The organism is Chryseobacterium sp. BIGb0232, from assembly GCF_024810195.1.
In the GTDB taxonomy this organism is placed as follows: Bacteria; Bacteroidota; Bacteroidia; order Flavobacteriales; family Weeksellaceae; genus Chryseobacterium; species Chryseobacterium pennae.
The window spans coordinates 52,730-74,745 of record NZ_JANUEH010000014.1 but is presented as its reverse complement, the minus strand read 5'-3'; the positions used below and the strand labels follow the sequence as shown (position 1 = coordinate 74,745).

Here is a 22,016-nt window from a genome sequence, read left to right as displayed (position 1 = left end):
AGTAAAGCTTCTATTCTTTTTTAGGCGGCTGTATTTTTTGATACAGTGCTTCCAGCTCCTTTGGAGGATTACCGGAATCAAAATCTGAAGAAGTATAGGTGGTGCCATTACTTGTGATCATCAGATTAGCGATCATAGCCTGATCAGAATATCGACCTGTGGTAGGAGCCTGAAGAGTTGATATTTTAGATAAATCAATAGTGGCAGCCTGCTGTGAAATACTTTCCCATTCAGAAGAAGATAGAGAAGATTTATTTTCCTCACCATTAAAAGAAGTGGTTTTAGATTGGGGAGTGAGGGTGATTATTGTATGGAATCCTCTGGTTCGTTCTGTTAATTCTATTTTTTCAATTTTTGCCTGTTGTGTGTTTATGGTTAAATTTTTGTCGATGTTTCCATTTTTGCTTTGATGCTGGCAATGAATACTTGATAAAACTAAAATGATATTAATTGAAGTGATTAGTGTTTTCATTGTGTGTCTTTTTGTGATTGTTGATTAGCTAAAATATAAAAACGTATTGAATACAAAACTATTATATCAGGAAAATAAAAGACTCAAGGTTTCCTGAGTCTTTTATTAACGAGTATTTTTATTTAGAATTTCATTCCTATTCCTGCTGAGATACGTCCGCCATCTGCACCATAGAAATAATTCAGTCTGGCAGACATCATTTCTACAATGCTCAGCCAAACTCCGGCTCCTACAGACTGATGCCATTTTCTGGAGTATTCTCCATCATTCCATACACGGCCGATATCATATCCAACGAGGATTCCCAGATTGGCAGGAACAATATTGTTTCTTATTCTTCCGAAATCCCAACGGATCTCAGAGTTGTTAGTAAAATAAGATCTTCCTGAGAACCTTTCATTCCTGAATGCTCTCATTCCATTGTTGCCCCCGATAGTTGCTGCCTGATAGAACTCAAAATTATCATTGTTGATCCACATCGCATTGCTCGCATTGGCAAATACAAAAACTCCTTTCTTATCGATCCTGTGGTCAATAGCGAACCTTCCTTTTACTGTCAGGAAATTTCTGTTGAAATTAGAAAAAGTAGCTTTCCAGTCGGCATTCAGCATCAATTCCATTCCCAAGGTTGGAAAAGCAGGGTTGTCTGCATTTTTATAGCTGAACGTATAATTAGCTCCTAAGAATTGCTGGCTGTCAAACACTTCCGATCTTACATCCGGGGAAGTATTGATAAAACGCCCGTCTTTTCTCTGCACTTTATTATCTTCAAAAGTAAGCTGAATCTGATGATTAAAGTTCATCCAGCCTTTCTTTGAGATGGAAGGAGCAACATTAAATTTGGAAATTCTGGCTCTGTTATATTCTCTTTCCGTATTTTCTTTATCATAAGGACTGTCATTGGAAAGTCCAAAGAAATTCTGGGAAAATCTAGGAGTAGTATAAGCTGCATCAATATTAAAATCCCATCCGGAAATTGCTTTCTTGAAAATTCCTTTATAAATAAGGCTGAATCCGGCAGTAGCAGTATAAAAATTAGCCTTTAAACTATGCTTTTGGGTAAAAGGATCGCGAATGAAATTATTCACAGTATAATTAGCCAAAACGCCTATGATAACCCCGTCATCAGGGTTGTAATCAGCATTAGGATATCCCGCGAATGCATTGTACTTCGGATGCTTGTAATTGTAGGTGTTTAAATCATAATCATCTGCAATATTTTTAGTAGCATTCCCTGCGTTGTAGGTATTCTTTTGGGATTCGAAATCGTAGATCTTTACTTTTCTTCCATCTGCCACATTATATACATCATGGTTGTAACCGCCAATAAGTCTGATATTCATTTTAGGACGTCCGGTACCTACTACTTCATATATATCATCATCCTCTAGCCCGTAAATCCAAAGCTCTTTTGTTTTTGAATCATGATAAGTCTTTTCAAAAACCAATTCATTTTTATCCTTGTTTTTGCCTAATTTATATTGCTGCACAAGCACGGAATGTCCGTTTTTGGTAATCACAAATTTATCAGGTTCTACGGTTCCGGCCAAAGGAACTTTTTCCTGCAGTACATTGTAATAATCGGATGCGTATTGCTGTAATTTGTTTTTTCTTGATTTCAGTTTTCTCTGGATGTCAGCGATGGTCTCATCCTGAACTTCTTTGGGAAGATTATGGAATGCATCATCAATATCAGCGTCTGCTAAATGTTCCTGAATGTATTTAGCCTGAGCTTCCCATTCTTCCTGGGTAGAACCTTTTAAAAACACAAGATCCATTGGATAAGGCTCCATGGCCAGCCATTTCACACTGCTGATATCCTCTGTGAAGGTTTTCATATGACGGATGGCCGGAACATTCATAATAAGCTTAAAAGCAGCTCCATCATACTTACTGAAGGCCTGATCTCTATCCTTTGGAATCGGTTTATAAATAATTTTATTACCCACTTCATATTCTGCCCATTTCCATTGATCAGAATGCCTGTCCCAGTCTCCAATCAGCATATCAAATAACCTTGCCCGGATGTAAGATTCCTTGTCTACAGAGTACTTGTAGTTTTTGGTCAGGTTTTTCAGGACATCATCCGTAGAAACAATATCTTTAGCGTTATTAAGGTAAGCCAGCGTTTTTGGATCGGAAGAAAAACGTTCTTCGATCATATACATTTCATCCCCATAGTTTTGGTTATACTTCCCTAAAGCCTGTTGTTTGGGAATATAATATAATTTTGGATTGCTATGGAAAATATTCAGTTTTTCTGACATATTTCCTATAGTAAACGGTGTAAAAGGGTGGTTGGTAGTATAAAAATCCAAAAGGAATTTCTCTGGAAAGCTATTGGTAAGCTCTTCTCCAAATGTACTCCTTGTGAAGGCCATATTATTGAGAAAACGGATCGCACTTTTTTTCACCCCACGCATCACGAATTCCTGTCCGTCATTTGTTTTTAATCTCAAACTGTTGGACTGATTTCCGCCTCCTTCTCTGAAAGGAGTATAACCGCCGTTCAGCTCTGAAAGATTAGCTGTAGGAGCTTCAATAGACATTCCATAGTATTTTCTGTAATGTTCTCCCCAAAGCCATCGGTAGACGCCTCCTTTCTGGGTAAGCTGTACCGGATAGATGGTAGATGGTATTGTAGCTGGGAATGTGTTTGGGAAGTTATTTACAAATACATCAGGTTTGGATATCACAGAAATCTGTGACAATTTCTGCAGTTTAGCCTCCTTTGTGGAAAAAAACTCTACATCGGTGCTCTGGTCTTTTCTGATATTAAGAACTGCAAAACCGCTTCCACCGTAGGAAAAATCTGTCTTTTCAATAATGGTAGCCGGATTTGTTTTAGAGCCTGCACCACTGATGATCTGTCTCATGTTTCCCTCTTCATGATATTGCAGGTTGTGATCGTGTCCAGAAACGAATATCACATTTTCTTTATCCTGAACAATACTTTTCAATCTGTTGGCAAGCTCTGCATAATGTTGATTATTAATATCTGCAGGGCTTATGCCCGAGGAACTTCTGAGAATGTTTATAGCACTTGCAACTCCAGGTACAGGAATTTTACTATTAAGCGGAAAAAGGTGTGATTTCGCAGAGTGAAATCCTGCATGGGTTCCGCTGCTGATAACAGGATGGTGTAGGGCGATGATGATTCTTTTACCCTGATTTTTAATGATAAGATCTTTAAATTCTGTGTAAAAATCTTCACGGGTTTTGATGGTACAGCCTTTATTAATACCAGGATAGTTGTCCCAGTTTGTAATGACCCATTCCGTATCAATGGCGATCAGTTTAATATCTTTGGTAATGTTGATATCGTCAATAGGGCATCCGTTTTTAGGAAGGAATGCTTTTTTATCATCAAAATATTTTTTCACCAGTGATTCCTGAGCATTTAAACCACTTAAGCCGCTGTACCAGTCATGATTTCCGGGGATTACCAACGTTTTTCCTTTGAAATTTTTGGTAATAGAAAGCTGATCCTCCAGTTTTTGTTTAGCTAAAGCGTACTCCTTATCTGATTCTTTAGGCATTCCGTTGGGATAGATGTTATCTCCAAGGAAGATCAGCATAGAGTTGTTGTCTGCGGAGTCCAGCTTGCCTTTAAGTAAATCCAGTGTTTTCTGTGCCTGAGGTTCATCTGCGTTTCCGGCATCTCCGATCAGGAAGAGTTTAAAATCATTTTCAGATTTTATCTCAGAATCTTTAACTTCAAATAAGTTTTTGCCTTTTTGTACGTTATATGTTGCGCAGGAATACATGACTCCGGCGGACATTACTGTTCTCAGAACAATAGAAGTATTTTTTAGATGAGTTTTAAAGGATAAATTCATAAATTTACATTAACAAAAATTCAGGAATGAGCATTCTAGACAAAGCTAAAAATTATGTTGAAATCTTATTCAAAGATAAGTTATCTTCAGTATATTTTTATCATAATTTTATTCATACTGCCTATACGGTCAATAAGGCTGAGGAGATTATGAAGCATACCCCTGTTTCTGAAGAAGATCAGGAAAAAGTACTTGTGGCTCTATGGTTCCATGATACAGGATATATAGAATGTGCTATGAACCACGAAGAGAGAGGGGTAGAGATCATGAAGGGTTTTCTTCATCAGGAAAATTATCCGGAAAGCTATATCTCTGAGATAGAAAAGCTGATTCTGGCTACTAAAATTACTTATGTTCCTCAGAATATACTGGAGAAAATTGTAAAGGACGCTGATTTCAGTCATTTTGCAGGCCATGATTATAATGATATTTCTGATGCTTTAAGAAAGGAATGGGAACTTACCAATGTAAAATGTTTCTCTAACGAAGAATGGAATGCAGGGAATCTGGATATGCTTAAAAACAAGCATACTTTTTATACCGATTATGCAAAAGAAAACTGGGAACCTTTAAAAAAGAAAAATATCAAGAAGATCGAAAAGAAGCTGGAGAAAGAAGAGGAAAAAAAGGAGAGCTCTGAGAGTAAGCCGGACAACAAAAAAGATAAAGAAAAATCAGACAGAAGCGTAGATACTTTGTTCAGAGTAACGCTTAATAACCATACAAGATTAAGCGATATTGCAGACAGTAAAGCCAATATTCTTCTATCGGTAAATGCGGTTATCATTTCAGTTTGTCTTTCTGTATTGGTTCCGAAGCTGGATGCTCCTAAAAATTCACACCTGATTATTCCGAGTTTTGTGCTGCTGTTATCCAGTGTGCTGACTATTGTATTTGCTATTCTGTCTACAAAACCGAATGTGACGAAAACAACATTTACCTCTGAGGATATTGTAAACAGAAAGGTCAATCTCCTGTTTTTCGGAAACTTCCAGCAGATGATGTTTGATGATTATCATAATGCAATGAGAGATCTGATCAAAGACAGAGATTATATTTATGATTCTATGGTAAAAGATCTGTATTATCTGGGAAAAGTTCTTGACAGAAAGTATAAGCTTTTATCCATTACCTACAAGATCTTTATGGCCGGAATTATTATTTCCGTGCTGTCTTTTGGATTTGCTTTCTTTAGTCTTTAATTAAAAATAAATAATGATTTTCAGTCAATCTGTATATTGGCTGAAAATGTTTTTATTTCAAAAAATATTTTCGGGGACCTGAAAAACAGACCTTATTTTACAGAACGTTCTGGCTGATTGAAACTCTCAGTGCAAGCAATCCCGTAATTCCCTGGAGGTCTTCTACTTTTAAAAACTCTATATCATATTCCAGAATACCTTTTTTCTGAAGCTTGGTTACGTATTCCAGATATTCTTTCTGATTTTCCATACCAAAGTACACGATGGTAATCTTTCCGGGAGCCGTAATCCGCTCTGAAGAATCTTTTACGTGGGCTTTATCCAGACGTTTTTTAATAATCTCGTAGTAGGAATTATAGGCCCCGTCTACATCAAAACGCTTTTCATCCATTCTGAAGCGGATGTCTATTTTTTCATTATATACAAAGATCAGGGAAGCTATATCCAATGGAATAGGGAGTTCCTTTTTAAAAGACTGGAATTCAAGTTCCATTTTGCAGACAGTCTTTAATTGCAGGTACCTTAATTTATGAACAACTTTTGAGGTGTAATGCAGATCCGGAGCAATGGTATGCCCAATATACAGATTATGTTCCACACCATCAGATTTAAATCTTTCATAATAATGCGGGAAGATCTGTTGAGCCTTGACCTGGCTTTCATCCAGCATATCTGCGAGCTTTCTGTTAACCAGAGTAATAGAGTCATCCAGATCCTTTCTGTGGTTATAAAACAGATCTGTTTGTGCCAATACCAGTGCAAAGTAGTTTTGGATCTTTGATTTTATTTCCTGTGGTGTTCTGATTTCCAGTTTTCCCTGTAAGAAAGGATGTATTTCTTCTCTCAGTAATCTTTGAAGGCGCTGTTCCGTATCTGCTTTGATTTCATGATTCAGTTCGTTTTCAAAAATATCAAGAGCCAGCAAAAACTTCTCTGAATCAGAATTGGTTAAAGTCAGAATATCCTTAAGCCACTCAATTTGTTGGTTGAGGTCATTAAGCATCAGGTTAAAGCGTTTCTCAGAAGAAGAACGTATGTCTGAAACACCAAATAACGGGGTAAGGTTTTTAAATGAAATCTGCTTTAAGGTATATATTTTCTTACCAAGAGATGCCGTAAAATATTTTTCCGCTTCATTTCGGAATTTCCATACCACACTGTCATGAATGGTAGTATATTCCCGCTGTATTATGGCTTCTATCTGATAATTTTTCTCAAAATAAAATCTACTGAGAGAGAATAGGACCATATCGGTAAAAAACTCAAGTTTTTTGAGTTTTAAACCATTGAAACTGCCTGCGATGGGAGACGTAAACTCCATAATAGCAAGAAGCTCATTATCTTTCATGATAGGAATTACCATGAAGCTGTTGATATTATTATCCTTTAAAATATTGAAGGACGGAAGCTGTCTAATATTCTCATCAAGATTATCCACATTGGACACTACAATTGATTTCGAATTATGGTTTAAATTATTAAAAGTCGTTTTACGGGTTTCTTCGTCAAATGTATTGATCCAGAAATCCAGAATATGATTGGTAAGCAAGCTTTCATAAATCGGGAGTTTATCAAGCTTTTGCTCTTTTTTATTAAAGGTCATCAGTCCGAAACTGAGCTCCGGAACGTCAAAATATGATTTGAAAATCTCTGTCAGGTTCTCATTCGGATTTAAATTTTCAGGATCAATTTCGATCATGCTTGATTTAAGATCAGAAAGGGCTACCTCAGAGGTACAGTCTACAAGCGAGATAATGGTAAAGCCTTTTAATATCCAGGATTGTGATGGAAAATATTTTTGCCATAATTTAAAATCATCCAGATTTTCCAAAAGCATATCCATGATCTCATCAGATGGAATTTTTGCCTCTTCAGTGGGAAAAATCTCTGTAAAATCTGAATTTACCGTTATCTTATAGTGTTTCATGATTCCCAGTTTATTCGGGATATCATAATAAAACGGAATAGTGCTTTTGATATCTTTTTTAAAATAGCTCTGAAGAATCAGGCAACAGCAAAATACATAAAATTCGTTGTCACTAATATTTCTCAGCTCAATTTCAAAATCTTTTCCTGCATCTTTAAGAATATCTTTAAACCTCTCTGTATAGTTGAAAGTGATATTAGATAGAGGAATACTTGCTGCTTTTATTTCATTTCGGGTAAGTCCGGTAGGAAAAAGATCGGCGAGCAGTGATCGGATGAGGTCTTCATTCTTTTCCAGAATGCTTATATCCTGAAAACCTTCTTTCAGTTCTTTAAAATTCCGTGTTCTCTCAATCAGGGATTCAGCATAGTTGACCCTGTATTCCAAACGGTCATTATACCGGATATGTTCCAGTACATCCAAATATTTTTTGAATGAGATATAAACCTGGAAGGGAGAGTCTTTTTTGTAAAGATTGGCCAACTACTGAAATTTAAAGTAAAGTTATGAAAAAAAGACTATTTCCAACTCTGTTTAGGATTGGTAAAAATGATCTTTTGCTGTTGTTTTATTTTGTTTTTCTGAAAGAAGTGTTGAAAAGGATATTACATTAAATGATTCTTCTTTTTCTTTTTGAAGATTTTCTATACGCTTTTCTTTTGATGATATTTTGAACAAAAAATTGCCTCCGAAGAACTGAGGCAATTTTCATATCATAAAAATCTATGAAGACTAAAATTTGATATTATATCCCAATATAAACTGTGTTCCGAAAATACTGAAATGCTGGGCATCATAACTGGATTGCTGATACCGTCCATTGAAAGTAACAGTATTGTAAACTTCGTCATATGCCTTATCTGCAGGCAGATTTCGTAATTCCCATTTTGGTAAAATATTAAAGATGTTCAACACCCCGATATTAATCGTGTTTTTACTATTGATGTTGTAATTGATGGTAAGATCTGTTGTAATTCTGGGCTTAAATCTTAAATAGGATTGTGAATCAGCAGCAGGATCATTCCAGGCAAGGTTAGCGCCCGGCATACCGCTGTTGGCATAAGTAGCCTTGCCAAATAGTGTATTATTAAGCGATATATTCCATTTTTTAATGGCGTAATCTATTCCGAGCACGGCTTTTAATGAAGGCCTTGAAGTAGTGGCTAGAGCTTCTTCAGTTCTGTTAAATGGAGCCACAAGATTAAGACCATTCAGTTTATCCGAGTTTTTCGTTATTTTAGACTGATTCATATTCATGGCAAGATTTAATGCAAGCTTTCCCGTAGCCAGATCAATATTTCTGTAGTTAGCCACAAGATCAAGACCTATAGTTCTGGTGTCTACGCCATTGGTAAAGAAGCTGGCTGCATTAACTGTTGTTACTCCTATACTGCTTAAAGGATCCAAAATAGTAGCTTTATCGCTCATTCTGGAACTTAACAAAATCCTGTCATATACCTTGATCAGATACCCATCGAGTGTTATTGAGAAGTTTTTATTAGGTTGAATACCTAGTCCCAAAGTGAAATTAAGTGATTTTTCTGCATCTAACTTTGGGATACCAATAGCCTTAGCTTCTTTGCCTACATTGTTGAATAGTCCTTCTGATACGATCTTTCCATTATTAAAAACATTCTGAATCGTCGAAAGATAAACCTGCTGAAGACTTGGTGCACGGAAACCTGTAGATACAGATCCTCTCGCTACCAGCTTTTTTCCTATAATATTTTGTCTGGCGCTCACTTTCCAAACTAAGGCATTCCCAAAATCGCTGAAATTCTCAAAACGTGCTGTGGCATTGAATGTGGTTGCTTCAGAAATGTCAAAAGCTGCATCGGCATATACTCCGATGTTATATCTGGAGAAAACACCTGAATTTTCCTGTGATAGCCCCGGAAACGAAATGGAACCCGTCTGATTATACGAAGCCGGATCACCTGCATAGATTTCATATTCGTCTCTTCTCGCTTCAGAACCAAATGCAAGGGCAACATGGTCTGATAATCTTTTGGAAACATCAATATTTCCAATAATATTATTGAATCTGAAACCTCCGGGTTTAAAGTTAATAGGACTCGATGCTCCCAATGCGGCATTGAAAGTATTTCCGACAGTATATAGAATTTTATTTCCTCCAAAAGTGGTACTCAGATCAATATTCCAGTCGCTTTCTGTTTTTGTTTTATATCCCAGGGTTGCTCCATAATCTGTGAGGTCTCCAATAAAGGTTGGTGTAAAGCCGTCTGGAGAGTTAAGTGCATTTTTAGGACTCACCCAATAAGGTGTTCTGTGATTGGCAAAACTGCTTACTTTTTTAACAGCAAGCGAGGCATTGGCATAAAGACTTGACCGCTCAGAAACCGGTATTGAGGTATTCACCAAAAAACTTATGCTGTTCTTTTTAGGATAAGCATTTTTATTTTGGGCATCCGGATATTGAGCTAAATAAGCTTCCACTTCATTTTGATTGGCTCCAAAGGTTTGAGTTTCCCAATATGAATTTACCTTTCCATTTCTATAAGCATAATCATTGTTTTGAAAGTTGGTAGAGAAAGTAAGAAAGCCTCCGTTTTTAAACGTAGATCCTGTAATCAGGTTAAAATTTTGTGAAAAGCCATCTCCTTTGGAATATAATCCCAGATTGGCATTAGCTTCCGTAAAGTTGATTTTATCTTTCAATAGAATGTTGATAACCCCGGCAATAGCATCCGAACCATATTGTGCAGAAGCACCATCTCTCAGAATTTCTATTTTTTTGATTGCAATAGAAGGAATAGATGAGAGGTCTGCTCCTGTTTCTCCTTTACCAATGGTGTTCTGTGTAAATATAAGGGATGATTGATTTTTTCTTTTCCCATTGATTAAAACCAAGGTTCTTGATGATCCCATATTTCTGATTTCAAAAGGATCCAGTAAAGAGGTAGCATCCTGCACGGCGGCACTGGTGGAGTTGAAAGACGGGATTCTGTACTGTAAGGCTTGTCCTACGGAACTATGCCCGGATGACTGGATAATAGCGGCGTCTATATTATCTATGGGTAGGGGAGTAGAAACACTTGATCTTGGAGCGGCTCTGGTTCCTACCATCACGACCTCGTCAAGTTTCTTTGAGGTTGCTGAGTCTTTTTCCTGCGCCTGTACTAAGCCTATGGTGCATAATAAAAATGCCGCAGCGGCATTGCTGTTTGTCTTCATCATTGTGTTGTTTTTTATTGTGTGTTTTTTGAAATAGAAGACAAATATATTGAATGTTATTTTGTTTATGTGTTTGTTTTTAACTTTTTTTAAGATGTTATTTTTATTAAAATTGATATTTGTTTATTTTATTTTAAATTTTAATCAATTAAGATTGCGTAGTTTATAATTTTTAATTTTTGATTTTGTGGGTTGATATTTTTTCCATGCATAGGATAATGATTTTTTACTAATTCCTATGATTGTGATTTGTTTAAATTGAAGTTTCATTACGCATTAACCTCATTGGTTAATAAATCTTTAATGTAATAAATAAAACATTATTGGATAGGGGAATGTACAAAATGCCCCATTCCTGAAGAATGGGGCATGACAATAGACTAAAATTGTGATAGATTCACAAAAAAACCTTTCAGATTATCTGAAAGGTTTTTGATATTGTGTGGATAACTTTTTATAATCCGAACATTTTTGCAAACAGATCCGGGAAGATACCCAGAACGATAATCGCTACGATTACAAATACTGCAACAACATTGTAAGTAAGTGTTACTTTCTCTGATGACTTGAATGTAGATTCTTTAAAGAAGAACATCGCGATGATTAATCTTAAATAGTAAGCGATAGATAGGGCAGACCCTAAAACTGCTACCAATACTAAGAATGCTGCACCATTCATTGCCTGAGAGAATAAAGCAAATTTCCCCATGAAACCAGCTGTTAACGGAACTCCTGCCATTGAAAGCATAGAGATCGCTGCTGCTGTTGCCAATAAAGGTTCTGTTTTTGCCAATCCTTTGAAAGCTCCGAAAGAAGTTTCTCTTTTTAATTTCTCTACCCAGATCAGACACATGAAAACTCCTACTGTAGATAAAGCATAAGCGAATAAATAGAACGCTAAGTTATAAGTAGAAAGGCTTGTCATTCCGAAGAATACCAATCCGATATATCCTGCGTGAGATACTGAAGAGTAAGCCAACATTCTTTTTGCATTCGTCTGGGCAAGACCCATAACGTTTGCCAGTAATAAAGTGATGATTAAGAATACTCCCAAAACATTGATCCATTCGTGAGTCACTCCGGCAAATCCGATTGTCATTAATCTGAACAACGCGAAGAAACCTGAAATCTTTACCACACTTGCCATGAATGCTGTAATTAATGAAGGTGATCCTGCATATACATCAGGGCTCCACATATGGAAAGGAGCTAAAGCTACTTTAAATGCCAATGCACAAAGAATAAGCAATACTCCTAAAATGAACATTACGTTTGAAGCATTAGCTACTCCAAAGTCGTGGATCTTATATAAATCAAAACTTCCTGCACTTCCGTAGATGAACGCGATTCCGAAAAGTAAGAAACCTGTCGCGAATGCACCCATTAAGAAATATTTGATTGAAGCTTCATTTGATCTTAAATCAGTTTTGTTGGCACCAGCCATTACATATAATGGGATAGAAAGGATCTCAACACCTAAGAACATGGTTACCAGGTTCTGGTATCCGAAAAGAACAATTCCTCCAACCAATGCAAATAGCATCAATGCATATAATTCTGATTGGTGGCTTCTGTGATTGCTGAATGCAAAACCTCCCAAGAAGAATAACAATAAGGTTGTTACAATGGATAATTTAGTGAATAATGCTGTATTGGCACTGTATTCATACATATGCTTATAGTGATCGAAGAACGAACATTCAGGCATAAAGCTTACATACAATGCGATGATTAAACCTAAAATCCCAATGTATCTTGCGAATTTTCCCTGTTCGAAAACTCCTGAAAATAACGCAATAACTGCCGTTAGGAAAACAATAATTAAAACACTCATAATATAGATTTGAGATTTGAGATTTAAAGTTTAAAGTTCAAGGTTTAGAGTAAAAAGTTCCGGGGTTCAAAATTTCCCATCTCTTATCTCTTCGTCTTTTATCTTTATGCTCTCTAATCTCTTATTTTTTTAATTTTTAAATCTTTTAATTTTTTAGTTAGCCATTGCCGTGTAGATAAACTTCACTGAACTACTCACCATTTCTATTACCGGTTGTGGGAAAATACCAAGTAAGATCACAAAAACCGCTAAACTCGCCAATACAGAGAATTCTACACCAGATAAATCTTTTGCTGTGCTTAACACTTCTGCATTTCCTTCTCCAAACATTGCTTTTCCGTAGAATCTCAATAAGTATACTGCGCAAAGAATTACCGTAAGACCAGCAATTACTGCTGCTGTTCCGTTGAAATCATATACTGCTTTTAACAGGATAAATTCACCGATGAATCCATTCGTCAATGGAACTCCCATTGAACCTAATATAATAATCAGGAATAAAACAGCAAACTTAGGCGCTACTTTAGCTAAACCACCCATTTGTCTGATATCTCTTGATTTAAATCTCTTGTATAAAATATCACAACAGTAGAATAATCCCACTACGTTAATACCGTGAGCAAAAGTCTGTACCAATGCACCTTCAGCACCTTCAACATTGAAAGTTCCTCTTAAAGTAACTACTGCTGAAGCGAAGATACCAGCTACCATCAAACCTACGTGAGAGAAAGATGAATAAGCAATGATTCTCTTCATATCCGTCTGGATGATCGCGATCAATGCTCCGTGAACAATTCCCACGATGGCAAGGATAATTACGATCTGTCCGGAAATTCCTGCAATAGGAAGTGGAGTGATTGGAAGTAAATAACGCATTAGGCTATACACTGCCATTTTAAGCATGATACCGGATAACAACATCGATCCCTGAGTAGGAGAGTAGGTATACGTATCAGGCTGCCAGGTATGGAAAGGGAATACCGGTAATTTCACTGCAAAAGCAAAGAAAATGAACCAGAATACCACAGTCTGCTGTACTTCGTTCAGTTGCGCATTGTATAGATCTGTTAAAGCGAATGATGCAGAGTGGTTGTACACATAGATCAATCCGGCTAACATAAATAAAGATCCAACGAATGTATATACGAAGAATTTCGTAGTGAATTCAAACCTTTTATTCTCTTGTCCCCAAAGTCCGGCAATAAACCAAATTGGAATCAAAGTTACTTCCCAGAAAATGTAGAACAATAATCCGTCTAAAGAAGTAAATACTCCTACAAGACCGAATTGCATCAACAGAATCAATCCGTAGAATGTATTTCTGTAGTTTACACTTTCATTGAAAGAAGATAAAATGATGATTGGCGCTAATATGTTAGTCAGCAATAAAAGAAGCATACTCATCCCATCGATACCGAAGTGAAGAGAGCTCTTCATAAATTGTGACCACGGATAATTGATCTCATGCTGCAATACGCTGTCTACTGTCGGAGTAAAATCAAAATCCGAAAGTATATAAAACGTAAGAAGCATTTGAATCAATGCAATTCCCAGTGCCAAATATTTGCTGGAATTACTCTTCCATGCAAAAACTAATCCCGAACCTACTAGAGGTAAAAGTAATAATGTTAATAATAAACAAGACATTATTATTGTAATAAAAAGTTAACAATTAATATAATTCCCACAGCTAAAGACATGATAAGAATATACGTCTCTACATTTCCGTTTTGAACACGCTTCATAGCTTTTCCGCTGTCTTCAGCACCATCACCTACAAAGTTTACAAAACGGTCTAAGATACCCTTATCAAACATCTTTCCTCCGCGTCCTAATCCTTCAACAGTTTTTACAATCAATGCGTTGTAAAGTTCGTCAACGTATAATTTCTTAGCAGAAAGCTTTTCCCATCCGGTATAGTTTTCTTCTGCAACAGCCATTTTCTTCTTACTTACATAAGTATTTCTAACGATAAACCATACCGTAAAGAACATAATCACTGTAGCTGCTAATAAGATCATTTCAGTATTGAAATCTACTCCTGAAAGAGTAGCTTCCATCTGGCTGTAGCTTTGTTCCGTAAGAACAGGCTTTAACCATTCCATCAGTTTAGCATAGTGTCCGTGACCAATGAAGTGTGGCAGGTTGATAAAACCTCCAACTACAGAAAGAATAGCCAATACGATCAATGGTAATGTCATATTAGACGGGCTTTCATGTAAGTGGTGCTTTTGTTCCTCAGTACCTCTGAACTCTCCGTGGAAAGTCAGATAGTATAGTCTGAACATATACGTTGCAGTCATTGCCGCTAAAACAAATAAGATTACCCAGTAAACCGGATTTTTAGCGAAAGCTGCTACTAAAATTTCGTCTTTAGAGATCATCCCTGATAATAGAGGGAAACCTGAGATGGCTAATGTTCCGATCAGGAAGGTAGCGTGGGTAAGAGGAATATATTTTTTAAGACCTCCCATGAAACGCATATCCTGCTCGTTGCTCATTGCGTGGATTACAGAACCTGCTCCTAAGAATAATAAAGCTTTAAAGAAAGCGTGTGTCATTACATGGAACATTGCAGTTGTATAAGCACCAAGACCTAAAGCGATGAACATAAATCCAAGTTGTGAAACGGTAGAGTATGCCAATACTTTTTTGATGTCGTTCTGACGTAGTGCATAGAATCCTGCTAAAGCTGCAGTTAAGAATCCAATTAATAAAATTCCTCCTTGTACTGTTGGAGCTAAAGTAAATAAGAAATTTGATCTTACTACTAAATAGATCCCCGCTGTTACCATCGTTGCCGCGTGAATTAACGCAGAAACAGGAGTAGGTCCGGCCATTGCGTCCGGTAACCATGTATATAATGGAACCTGAGCAGATTTACCGGTAGCACCGATGAATAAACTCGCTGTGATAAAGATGATCACTGTTCCGTCTAATTCAAATTTTGAAGCATTTTCAGCTACTGAAAGGTAATCTACAGCGTTGGTCTGAGCAGCAATCATAAAGATACCAATCAATAACGCAAGGTCACCAATTCTGTTCATGATGAAAGCTTTTCTTGCCGCTTTACCATATTCCTCGTTGGTATACCAGAAACCGATCAACAGGTAAGAACAAAGACCTACACCTTCCCATCCGATGAATAGGATAAGATAGTTGCTTCCCATTACTAAAAGTAACATTGAGAAGATGAAAAGGTTCAGATAAGTAAAAAACTTATAGAATCCTTTATCATGACTCATATATCCGATAGAGTATAAGTGGATCAGTGAACCGATACCCGTGATGATCATCACCATCATTAAAGAAAGCTGATCAATCTGAAATCCAAAATTGATTTGAATCCCATTAACTCTAAACCATTCAAAAGCTTTTACGATTACAGGCTGGCTTTCAGAATTGAAATTCATGAAAAGACTTACAGCGATACAGAATGATCCGAAAACCATTGCCGTAGCCAAAGAACCAACCACTATTTTTGGAAGATTTTTTCCGAATAAACCGTTTATAAGAAACCCTAAAAGTGGTAAAAGTACTATTGCATATACTAAATTCTCCATTCTTATCCTCTTAATTTATTAAATATACTAACATCTACAGAACGGGTATTTCTATACAGCATAGCAATAATTGCCAGACCTACCGCTACTTCAGCAGCAGCAACCACCATAATGAAGAACACTAAAAGCTGTCCGTCTCCATTCCCTTTGTATGCTGAAAAAGCAGCTAATAAAAGGTTTACAGAGTTAAGCATAAGCTCTACACAGCCTAGAATCACAATAGCATTTTTTCTCAGCAAAACTCCCATTACTCCTAAGCAGAACAATACTGAACAAAGGATAATGAAGTAATCCAAAGGGATGCTTTGTATAAATGTATTTACTTCTCCCATAATTTTATAAATCTTTTTTACCGATTAATACCGCGCCTACAATACCTGCTAAAATCAGGATAGAAGCAAGCTCAAACGGTAAAACATATTCATTAAATAAAAGTCTACCCAGATTTTTAGTAAGACCAACACCTCTGTCTACATTTTCTACTACAATTTGGTTTTGCTGAACTCCTCTGAATACTCCTAAAACTCCAACTAAAAGAAGACCTGCAGTAAAAACTCCAATAAATTTTAAAGTATTACCCTTCTTACTTTCGTCTGCTTTATTAAGGTTAAGCATCATTAAGATGTAAAGGAAAAGTACCATGATGGCACCTGCGTACACTATAATCTGGATAATTGCAAGGAACTGAGCATTCAAAAGAATGTACATTCCGGCAATTGAAAACATCGTAACAATTAATGACAAAATAGCATATAAAGGATTCTTCGCAAACACGAAGTATACTGCACTTGACACTGCTAAAAACGCCACCAAGAAAAATAAAAACTGATCCATTATTTTACCGCATTTTTTTGTTTCTCGGATTGTCTTGTCGTGATGTCAATCCTTTCGTTTATTTTTTCAACTAATTTATCTTTTCCATAAATGAAAGAACCTCTGTTGGTTTCCACATCTACTAATCTGTCTGTAAGATAGATTGCAGATTTAGGACAAGCCTCTTCACACATACCACAGAAAATACATCTTAGCATATTGATTTCATATACTGAAGCATATTTTTCTTCTCTGTAAAGGCCTTTTTCCTCTTTAGTTCTTTCAGCAGCAGTCATCGTAATGGCTTCTGCAGGACAAGCTACCGCACAAAGTCCGCAAGCTGTACATCTTTCTCTGCCTTCCTCGTCTCTTTTCAAAACGTGCTGACCCCTCCAGATGGTAGTTCTTGGCTTCTGTACTTCCGGATACGAATATACTGCGGGAGCACCCTTTATCACGGTTCTTACAGCATGCTTAAATGTAATCCCCATCCCTGTGAAGATCGCAGGCAGGTAGATTTTTTCAGCAAGGGTCATTTCTTTATTGGAAACAACTTTTGATCTGTTTGTAAGTTTCATTTAATTATAGATATTAGATGTTAGACACCAGATTTTAGACTAATCTTGTCTGCTATCTTAATTATTTAATATTGATGATTGAATATGATACGCTAAAGATAAAACTTTGATTTCATTATCAAATTTTCAAATCAGCTCATTTTCAAATTTTCTTAGTTTGCAAATGCTAAAATTACAGCTCCTGTAATTAATAGGTTTACCAATGCCATTGGGATTAATGTTTTCCATCCTAAGTGCATTAACTGGTCATATCTGAATCTTGGAAGTGTCCATCTGATCCACATGAAGATCAGAATTCCGATTACTGTTTTCGTTAAGAATGCTACGATACTTAAGATTCCTGCAACGTTTTCTCCCCAGTTCTGAGTTACCCATTCAATACCAGGATAGTTGTAACCTCCGAAGAAAAGAACAACCATGAAAGCATTAGAGATAAACATGTTCACGTATTCCCCGAACATATATAAACCTAACTTCATGGAAGAGTATTCTGTAGAGTATCCTGTTACCAGCTCAGATTCACACTCAGGTAAATCGAATGGGTGTCTGTTGGTTTCAGCTAAAGCCGCGACAAAGAATACAAGGAAAGCAATTGGCTGGTAGAAAATGTTCCAGTTCATACCGGAAACCCAAGGAATAACTCCCCATAATTTTCCAGTAGTTTGGCTTTCTGTGATTTCTTTTAAGTCTAAGCTTCCTGCCATCATAATAATAGAAAGAAGCGCTAATCCCATTGCTAATTCATAAGAAATCATCTGAGAAGAAGCACGGATAGCACCTAGTAATGAATATTTGTTGTTCGAAGCCCAACCTCCGATCATAATTCCGTAAACCCCGATGGAAGCCATTCCGATGATGAAAAGTACACCAACATCAATATTAGCTACCTGAAGGTCAAAAGAAGTACCTGCAATATTTAAACTTTTACCCCAAGGAATTACTGCTCCTGTGATTAATGAAATAAACATTACTAAAGCCGGTCCCAATACGAAAAGGAATTTTTCAGCATTGGCAGGTGTAAAGTCTTCCTTGAAGAAGAATTTTCCACCGTCAGCAAGAGGTTGCAGTAGTCCGAAAGGTCCAGCTCTGTTAGGACCAATTCTATCCTGCATGATAGAGGCAACTTTTCTTTCTGCCCAAGTGGAGTAGGCTGCAATCGTCAACGATAGCAGGAAAAGCGCTAGTACAAGTATAAGTTTAAATGTAAGTAAATCCATTTTTGTTTTAAAGATTTTTAGATGTGAGATGTCAGATACTAGATATGAGGTTAAGTCTGATGTCTTGTGTCTGAAATCTAATTGTCTTTATTAAAATTATTTTTCGTCTTTTTCACTGATTTCCTTAGCACCAGGATTATCAATCATTATCAATTCGTCTTTTGGCTTCTGGTAATGATTCAATGAAATTACAGAGTGTCTGTCGATATGTCTAGGACCTTCGATATTCCAGTCTGATAATGCTTTTCTTTCGAAACGGCATGTATCGCAGATGAATTCTTCAACTTCACCCCACTGGTCTTTTCTTGCAGTAACTCTTACGATTTCGTCACCTTTCATCCAAACTACAGTTTTTCCTGAACATTTATCACATTTACAAGAAGCGTTCATTGGTTTTGTAAACCATACTCTGCTGGCAAAACGTGAAGTTCTGTCTGTTAATGCTCCTACAGGACAAACGTCGATAACGTTTCCGATGAAGTCATTATCTAAAGCTTTATTTAAATAGGTAGAAATTTCAGCGTGATCTCCTCTGAAAAGGATACCGTGCTCTCTTTCACCTGTTAGTTGGTTGGCAGCTAATACACATCTTGCACAAAGAATACAACGGTTCATGTTCAATTTGATGTTCGGGCCAAGATCATCAGCTTCGTAAGTATTTCTTTCGAATTCTGTTCTAGTCTCAAGGTTTCCGTGTTCATATCCAAGATCCTGAAGATGACATTCACCAGCCTGATCACAAACAGGGCAGTCCAGCGGGTGATTGACCAATAAGAATTCGGTAACCGCTTTTCTTCCTTCCTGAGCTTTCTCAGAAGTAAGGTTTTTAACTTCCATACCGTCCATTACATTTGTTCTGCAGCTTGCTACCAACTTCGGCATAGGACGCGGATCTGCTTCAGATCCTTTAGAAACTTCTACAAGACAGGTTCTACATCTTCCTCCACTGGTTTCTAATTTGCTGTAGTAACACATAGCAGGAGGTACAGATTTACCACCGATTTGTCTTGCAGCTTCCAAAATAGAAGTACCAGGCAAAACTTCAGCAGTCTGTCCGTCTATCGTTATTTTGAATTTTTTAACTTCTTCGCTCATATCGTATGCTTTAAGCTTTATGCGTTAAGCAATAGGCTTTGTTATTTATATTTCTTTGTATTAAATGTATATCCAATTCCCCCCATGATTTGTCCGAAAACAAAATCCTGTTGAGCTTTGTCTGGTTTGTTATTCAATGTGGTTTTGATATCCCACATATTGATGTAACCTGCCTTTCCTTCTAATCTTACCATTACATGGTTCCAAAGTACTAAGTTAAGACTGGCTCTTACATCGGTTCCCATACCTGCAACGTGGAAACGGTCACTTCTTTCGTTTCCGAAAAGCTTTACATTACTCTTTGGGAACATAAATCCGATACCGGCACCATAAGACCAAACCAAATCAACATTTTTCTTATTGATAAGGCTTTTATACTTTTCAAGACCTAAGTTTTCATAGTTAAGTCCGTCTGTATGTTCAAAAGTAAGGAACTTCTCATCTGCAAGGTTCACTTGCCCGTTCTGTACCATGGCTGCATATTCAGGATCTGAAATATGTCCTTTAAAGTTAACGGTTTGATCCTGGTCCATCACATATTTCATGTGGTCAATTCCTAAAACAAGTGCTAAATTATCTTTAATAAAATATCCTATTCTGAAATTATACTGCGTTACAGTAAACCAACTTGGATCAAAATAGACAATTCCGAATTTGGTAGGTCTATCCTGAGCCGTTACATTATTCAGCTGGAAATCATATCCATTTCCTTTAAAACGGATATCCGAATTACTGAACGCTGCTCTGTTCCACCCATAAAAAGCGAACATCTGACCTTTTTTGCTTAAAGGTTCCGGTTTCTTGGAAACAGGAGTTTTAAACAGGTCTGCATTATTTTCTACTAGTAAAGAATCTTTTTTCTGTCCGAAAACAAAACTCGACATCATTAAGCCGACAACCAATAACTTTTTCATTTTACCTATGCATTCTTTTCAACAGCAGGGATAGGATCTGCATAATGTGCTAATCCATAGTTTTGAGTCTGAGATAACTCAGGGTTTTTCACGTGCCACTCAAATTCATCTCTGAAGTGACGGATTGCTGCTGCAACAGGCCAAGCCGCTGCATCTCCCAATGGACAGATCGTGTTTCCTTCGATTTTTCTCTGAATATCCCAAAGTAGATCGATATCTTCCATTTTTCCTTCTCCTTTTTCAATCTTCTTTAAGATTTTATGCATCCATCCTGTTCCTTCACGGCAAGGTGTACATTGTCCACAACTTTCATGGTGATAAAATCTTGCTAAAGTCATTGTGTGATCCACAATACACTGGTCTTCATCTAAAACGATGAAACCTCCTGAACCCATCATTGTTCCGGTAGCAAAACCACCATCAGCTAATGATTCATAGTTCATATATCTCGGTTCTCCGTTCACTGTTCTCAGCAATAGATTAGCAGGAACAATCGGAACAGAACTTCCTCCAGGAATACAAGCCTTTAATCTTTTTCCGTCTTTAATACCACCACAGTATTCATCAGAGTAGATGAATTCTTCTACAGTAATGGTCATGTCAATTTCGTATACTCCTGGTTTGTTGATGTTTCCACAAGCAGAAATTAATTTCGTACCCGTAGATCTACCTACACCAATTTTAGCATACTCAGCACCTGTAATATCAATGATTGGAACAATTGCTGCAATAGATTCAACGTTGTTTACTACCGTTGGTCTTTCCCAAAGACCTTTTACAGCCGGGAATGGTGGTTTTAATCTTGGATTACCTCTTTTTCCTTCAAGGGATTCAAGCAATGCCGTTTCTTCACCGCAGATATATGCTCCACCACCTCTCTGAACATAAATTTCACAATCGAAACCGGTTCCTAAAATATTTTTACCTAAAAATCCTGCTGCTTTAGCTTCTTCAATTGCTTCTTCTAAAATATCAGGAATCCATGAATATTCTCCACGGATGTAGATATAAGAAACATTTGAACCTAAACAGAAAGATGAAATCAGCATTCCTTCGATCAATAGGTGAGGAAGGAACTCCATTAAATATCTATCCTTGAATGTTCCAGGTTCAGATTCATCTGCATTGACAACAAGGTGTCTTGGAACGCCTTCCGGTTTTGCCAAAAAGCTCCATTTCATCCCTGTTGGGAATCCAGCTCCACCACGTCCTCTTAGTCCTGAAGCTTTTACTTCTTCAAGAATTTCATCAGGAGTCATTTTCAAGGCTTTCTCTGCCGCTGTGTAACCTCCCTGTTTACGGTATGTTTCAAAGTAGCGAATACCTTCTATATGTGCGTCTTTAAGTAAAAGTTTTTTACTCATTGT

At 36.9% G+C, this 22,016-nt stretch carries 15 protein-coding genes; 1 reads left to right on the top strand and 14 read right to left on the bottom strand.

Annotated features, from left to right (window positions below; all coding sequences use genetic code 11):
• Positions 1–10: 10 nt before the first annotated feature.
• Positions 11–472 (bottom strand): hypothetical protein, encoded by a 462-nt coding sequence (locus M2372_RS22950; RefSeq protein WP_123321455.1) that lies wholly within the window; start codon positions 470–472, stop codon positions 11–13.
• A gap of 122 nt (positions 473–594) precedes the next feature.
• Positions 595–4,311: a metallophosphoesterase gene (locus M2372_RS22945; protein WP_123321456.1), complete on the bottom strand. Its 3,717-nt coding sequence runs from the start codon at positions 4,309–4,311 to the stop codon at positions 595–597.
• 26 nt (positions 4,312–4,337) lie between these two features.
• Between M2372_RS22945 and M2372_RS22940 the strand changes: the two genes are divergently transcribed.
• Positions 4,338–5,513, top strand: coding sequence for a Pycsar system effector family protein (locus M2372_RS22940; RefSeq protein WP_123321457.1), 1,176 nt, complete (start codon positions 4,338–4,340; stop codon positions 5,511–5,513).
• Positions 5,514–5,610: 97 nt separating this feature from the next.
• Here the strand turns inward: M2372_RS22940 and M2372_RS22935 are convergent, their stop codons facing one another.
• The 12 genes from M2372_RS22935 to nuoF form a co-directional block, all read right to left on the bottom strand.
• Positions 5,611–7,923, bottom strand: a complete 2,313-nt coding sequence (locus M2372_RS22935) for a GAF domain-containing protein (protein ID WP_123321458.1) — start codon at positions 7,921–7,923, stop codon at positions 5,611–5,613.
• A 249-nt stretch (positions 7,924–8,172) separates the two neighbouring features.
• Positions 8,173–10,638 carry a TonB-dependent siderophore receptor gene (locus tag M2372_RS22930; protein WP_123321459.1) on the bottom strand — a complete coding sequence of 822 codons (2,466 nt, stop codon included), beginning with the start codon at positions 10,636–10,638 and terminating at the stop codon, positions 8,173–8,175.
• A 451-nt stretch (positions 10,639–11,089) separates the two neighbouring features.
• On the bottom strand, positions 11,090–12,469 hold the full coding sequence (locus M2372_RS22925; RefSeq protein WP_123321460.1) for an NADH-quinone oxidoreductase subunit N: 1,380 nt from the start codon (positions 12,467–12,469) through the stop codon (positions 11,090–11,092).
• 153 nt (positions 12,470–12,622) lie between these two features.
• The gene (locus tag M2372_RS22920; protein WP_123321461.1) at positions 12,623–14,116 is read right to left on the bottom strand and encodes a NuoM family protein; all 1,494 of its coding nucleotides are present in this window, start codon (positions 14,114–14,116) and stop codon (positions 12,623–12,625) included.
• 2 nt (positions 14,117–14,118) lie between these two features.
• Positions 14,119–16,032 (bottom strand): NADH-quinone oxidoreductase subunit L, encoded by a 1,914-nt coding sequence (nuoL, locus tag M2372_RS22915; protein ID WP_115971758.1) that lies wholly within the window; start codon positions 16,030–16,032, stop codon positions 14,119–14,121.
• A 2-nt stretch (positions 16,033–16,034) separates the two neighbouring features.
• Positions 16,035–16,364 carry an NADH-quinone oxidoreductase subunit NuoK gene (gene nuoK, locus M2372_RS22910; protein WP_065396642.1) on the bottom strand — a complete coding sequence of 110 codons (330 nt, stop codon included), beginning with the start codon at positions 16,362–16,364 and terminating at the stop codon, positions 16,035–16,037.
• 4 nt (positions 16,365–16,368) lie between these two features.
• On the bottom strand, positions 16,369–16,866 hold the full coding sequence (locus M2372_RS22905) for an NADH-quinone oxidoreductase subunit J (RefSeq protein WP_115971759.1): 498 nt from the start codon (positions 16,864–16,866) through the stop codon (positions 16,369–16,371).
• Complete coding sequence (locus M2372_RS22900; RefSeq protein ID WP_040996950.1) at positions 16,866–17,423, bottom strand: NADH-quinone oxidoreductase subunit I; 558 nt, start codon at positions 17,421–17,423, stop codon at positions 16,866–16,868. The genes M2372_RS22905 and M2372_RS22900 overlap by 1 nt, the downstream gene beginning before the upstream one ends.
• A 152-nt stretch (positions 17,424–17,575) precedes the next feature.
• The gene (gene nuoH / locus M2372_RS22895) at positions 17,576–18,640 is read right to left on the bottom strand and encodes an NADH-quinone oxidoreductase subunit NuoH (RefSeq protein WP_115971760.1); all 1,065 of its coding nucleotides are present in this window, start codon (positions 18,638–18,640) and stop codon (positions 17,576–17,578) included.
• A gap of 96 nt (positions 18,641–18,736) precedes the next feature.
• Complete coding sequence (locus M2372_RS22890; RefSeq protein ID WP_123321462.1) at positions 18,737–19,735, bottom strand: 2Fe-2S iron-sulfur cluster-binding protein; 999 nt, start codon at positions 19,733–19,735, stop codon at positions 18,737–18,739.
• 41 nt (positions 19,736–19,776) lie between these two features.
• Complete coding sequence (locus M2372_RS22885; RefSeq protein WP_123321463.1) at positions 19,777–20,649, bottom strand: hypothetical protein; 873 nt, start codon at positions 20,647–20,649, stop codon at positions 19,777–19,779.
• A 5-nt stretch (positions 20,650–20,654) separates the two neighbouring features.
• Entirely contained in the window at positions 20,655–22,013 is a 1,359-nt protein-coding gene (gene nuoF / locus M2372_RS22880) for an NADH-quinone oxidoreductase subunit NuoF (RefSeq protein ID WP_123321464.1), read from the bottom strand.
• Positions 22,014–22,016: the final 3 nt, after the last annotated feature.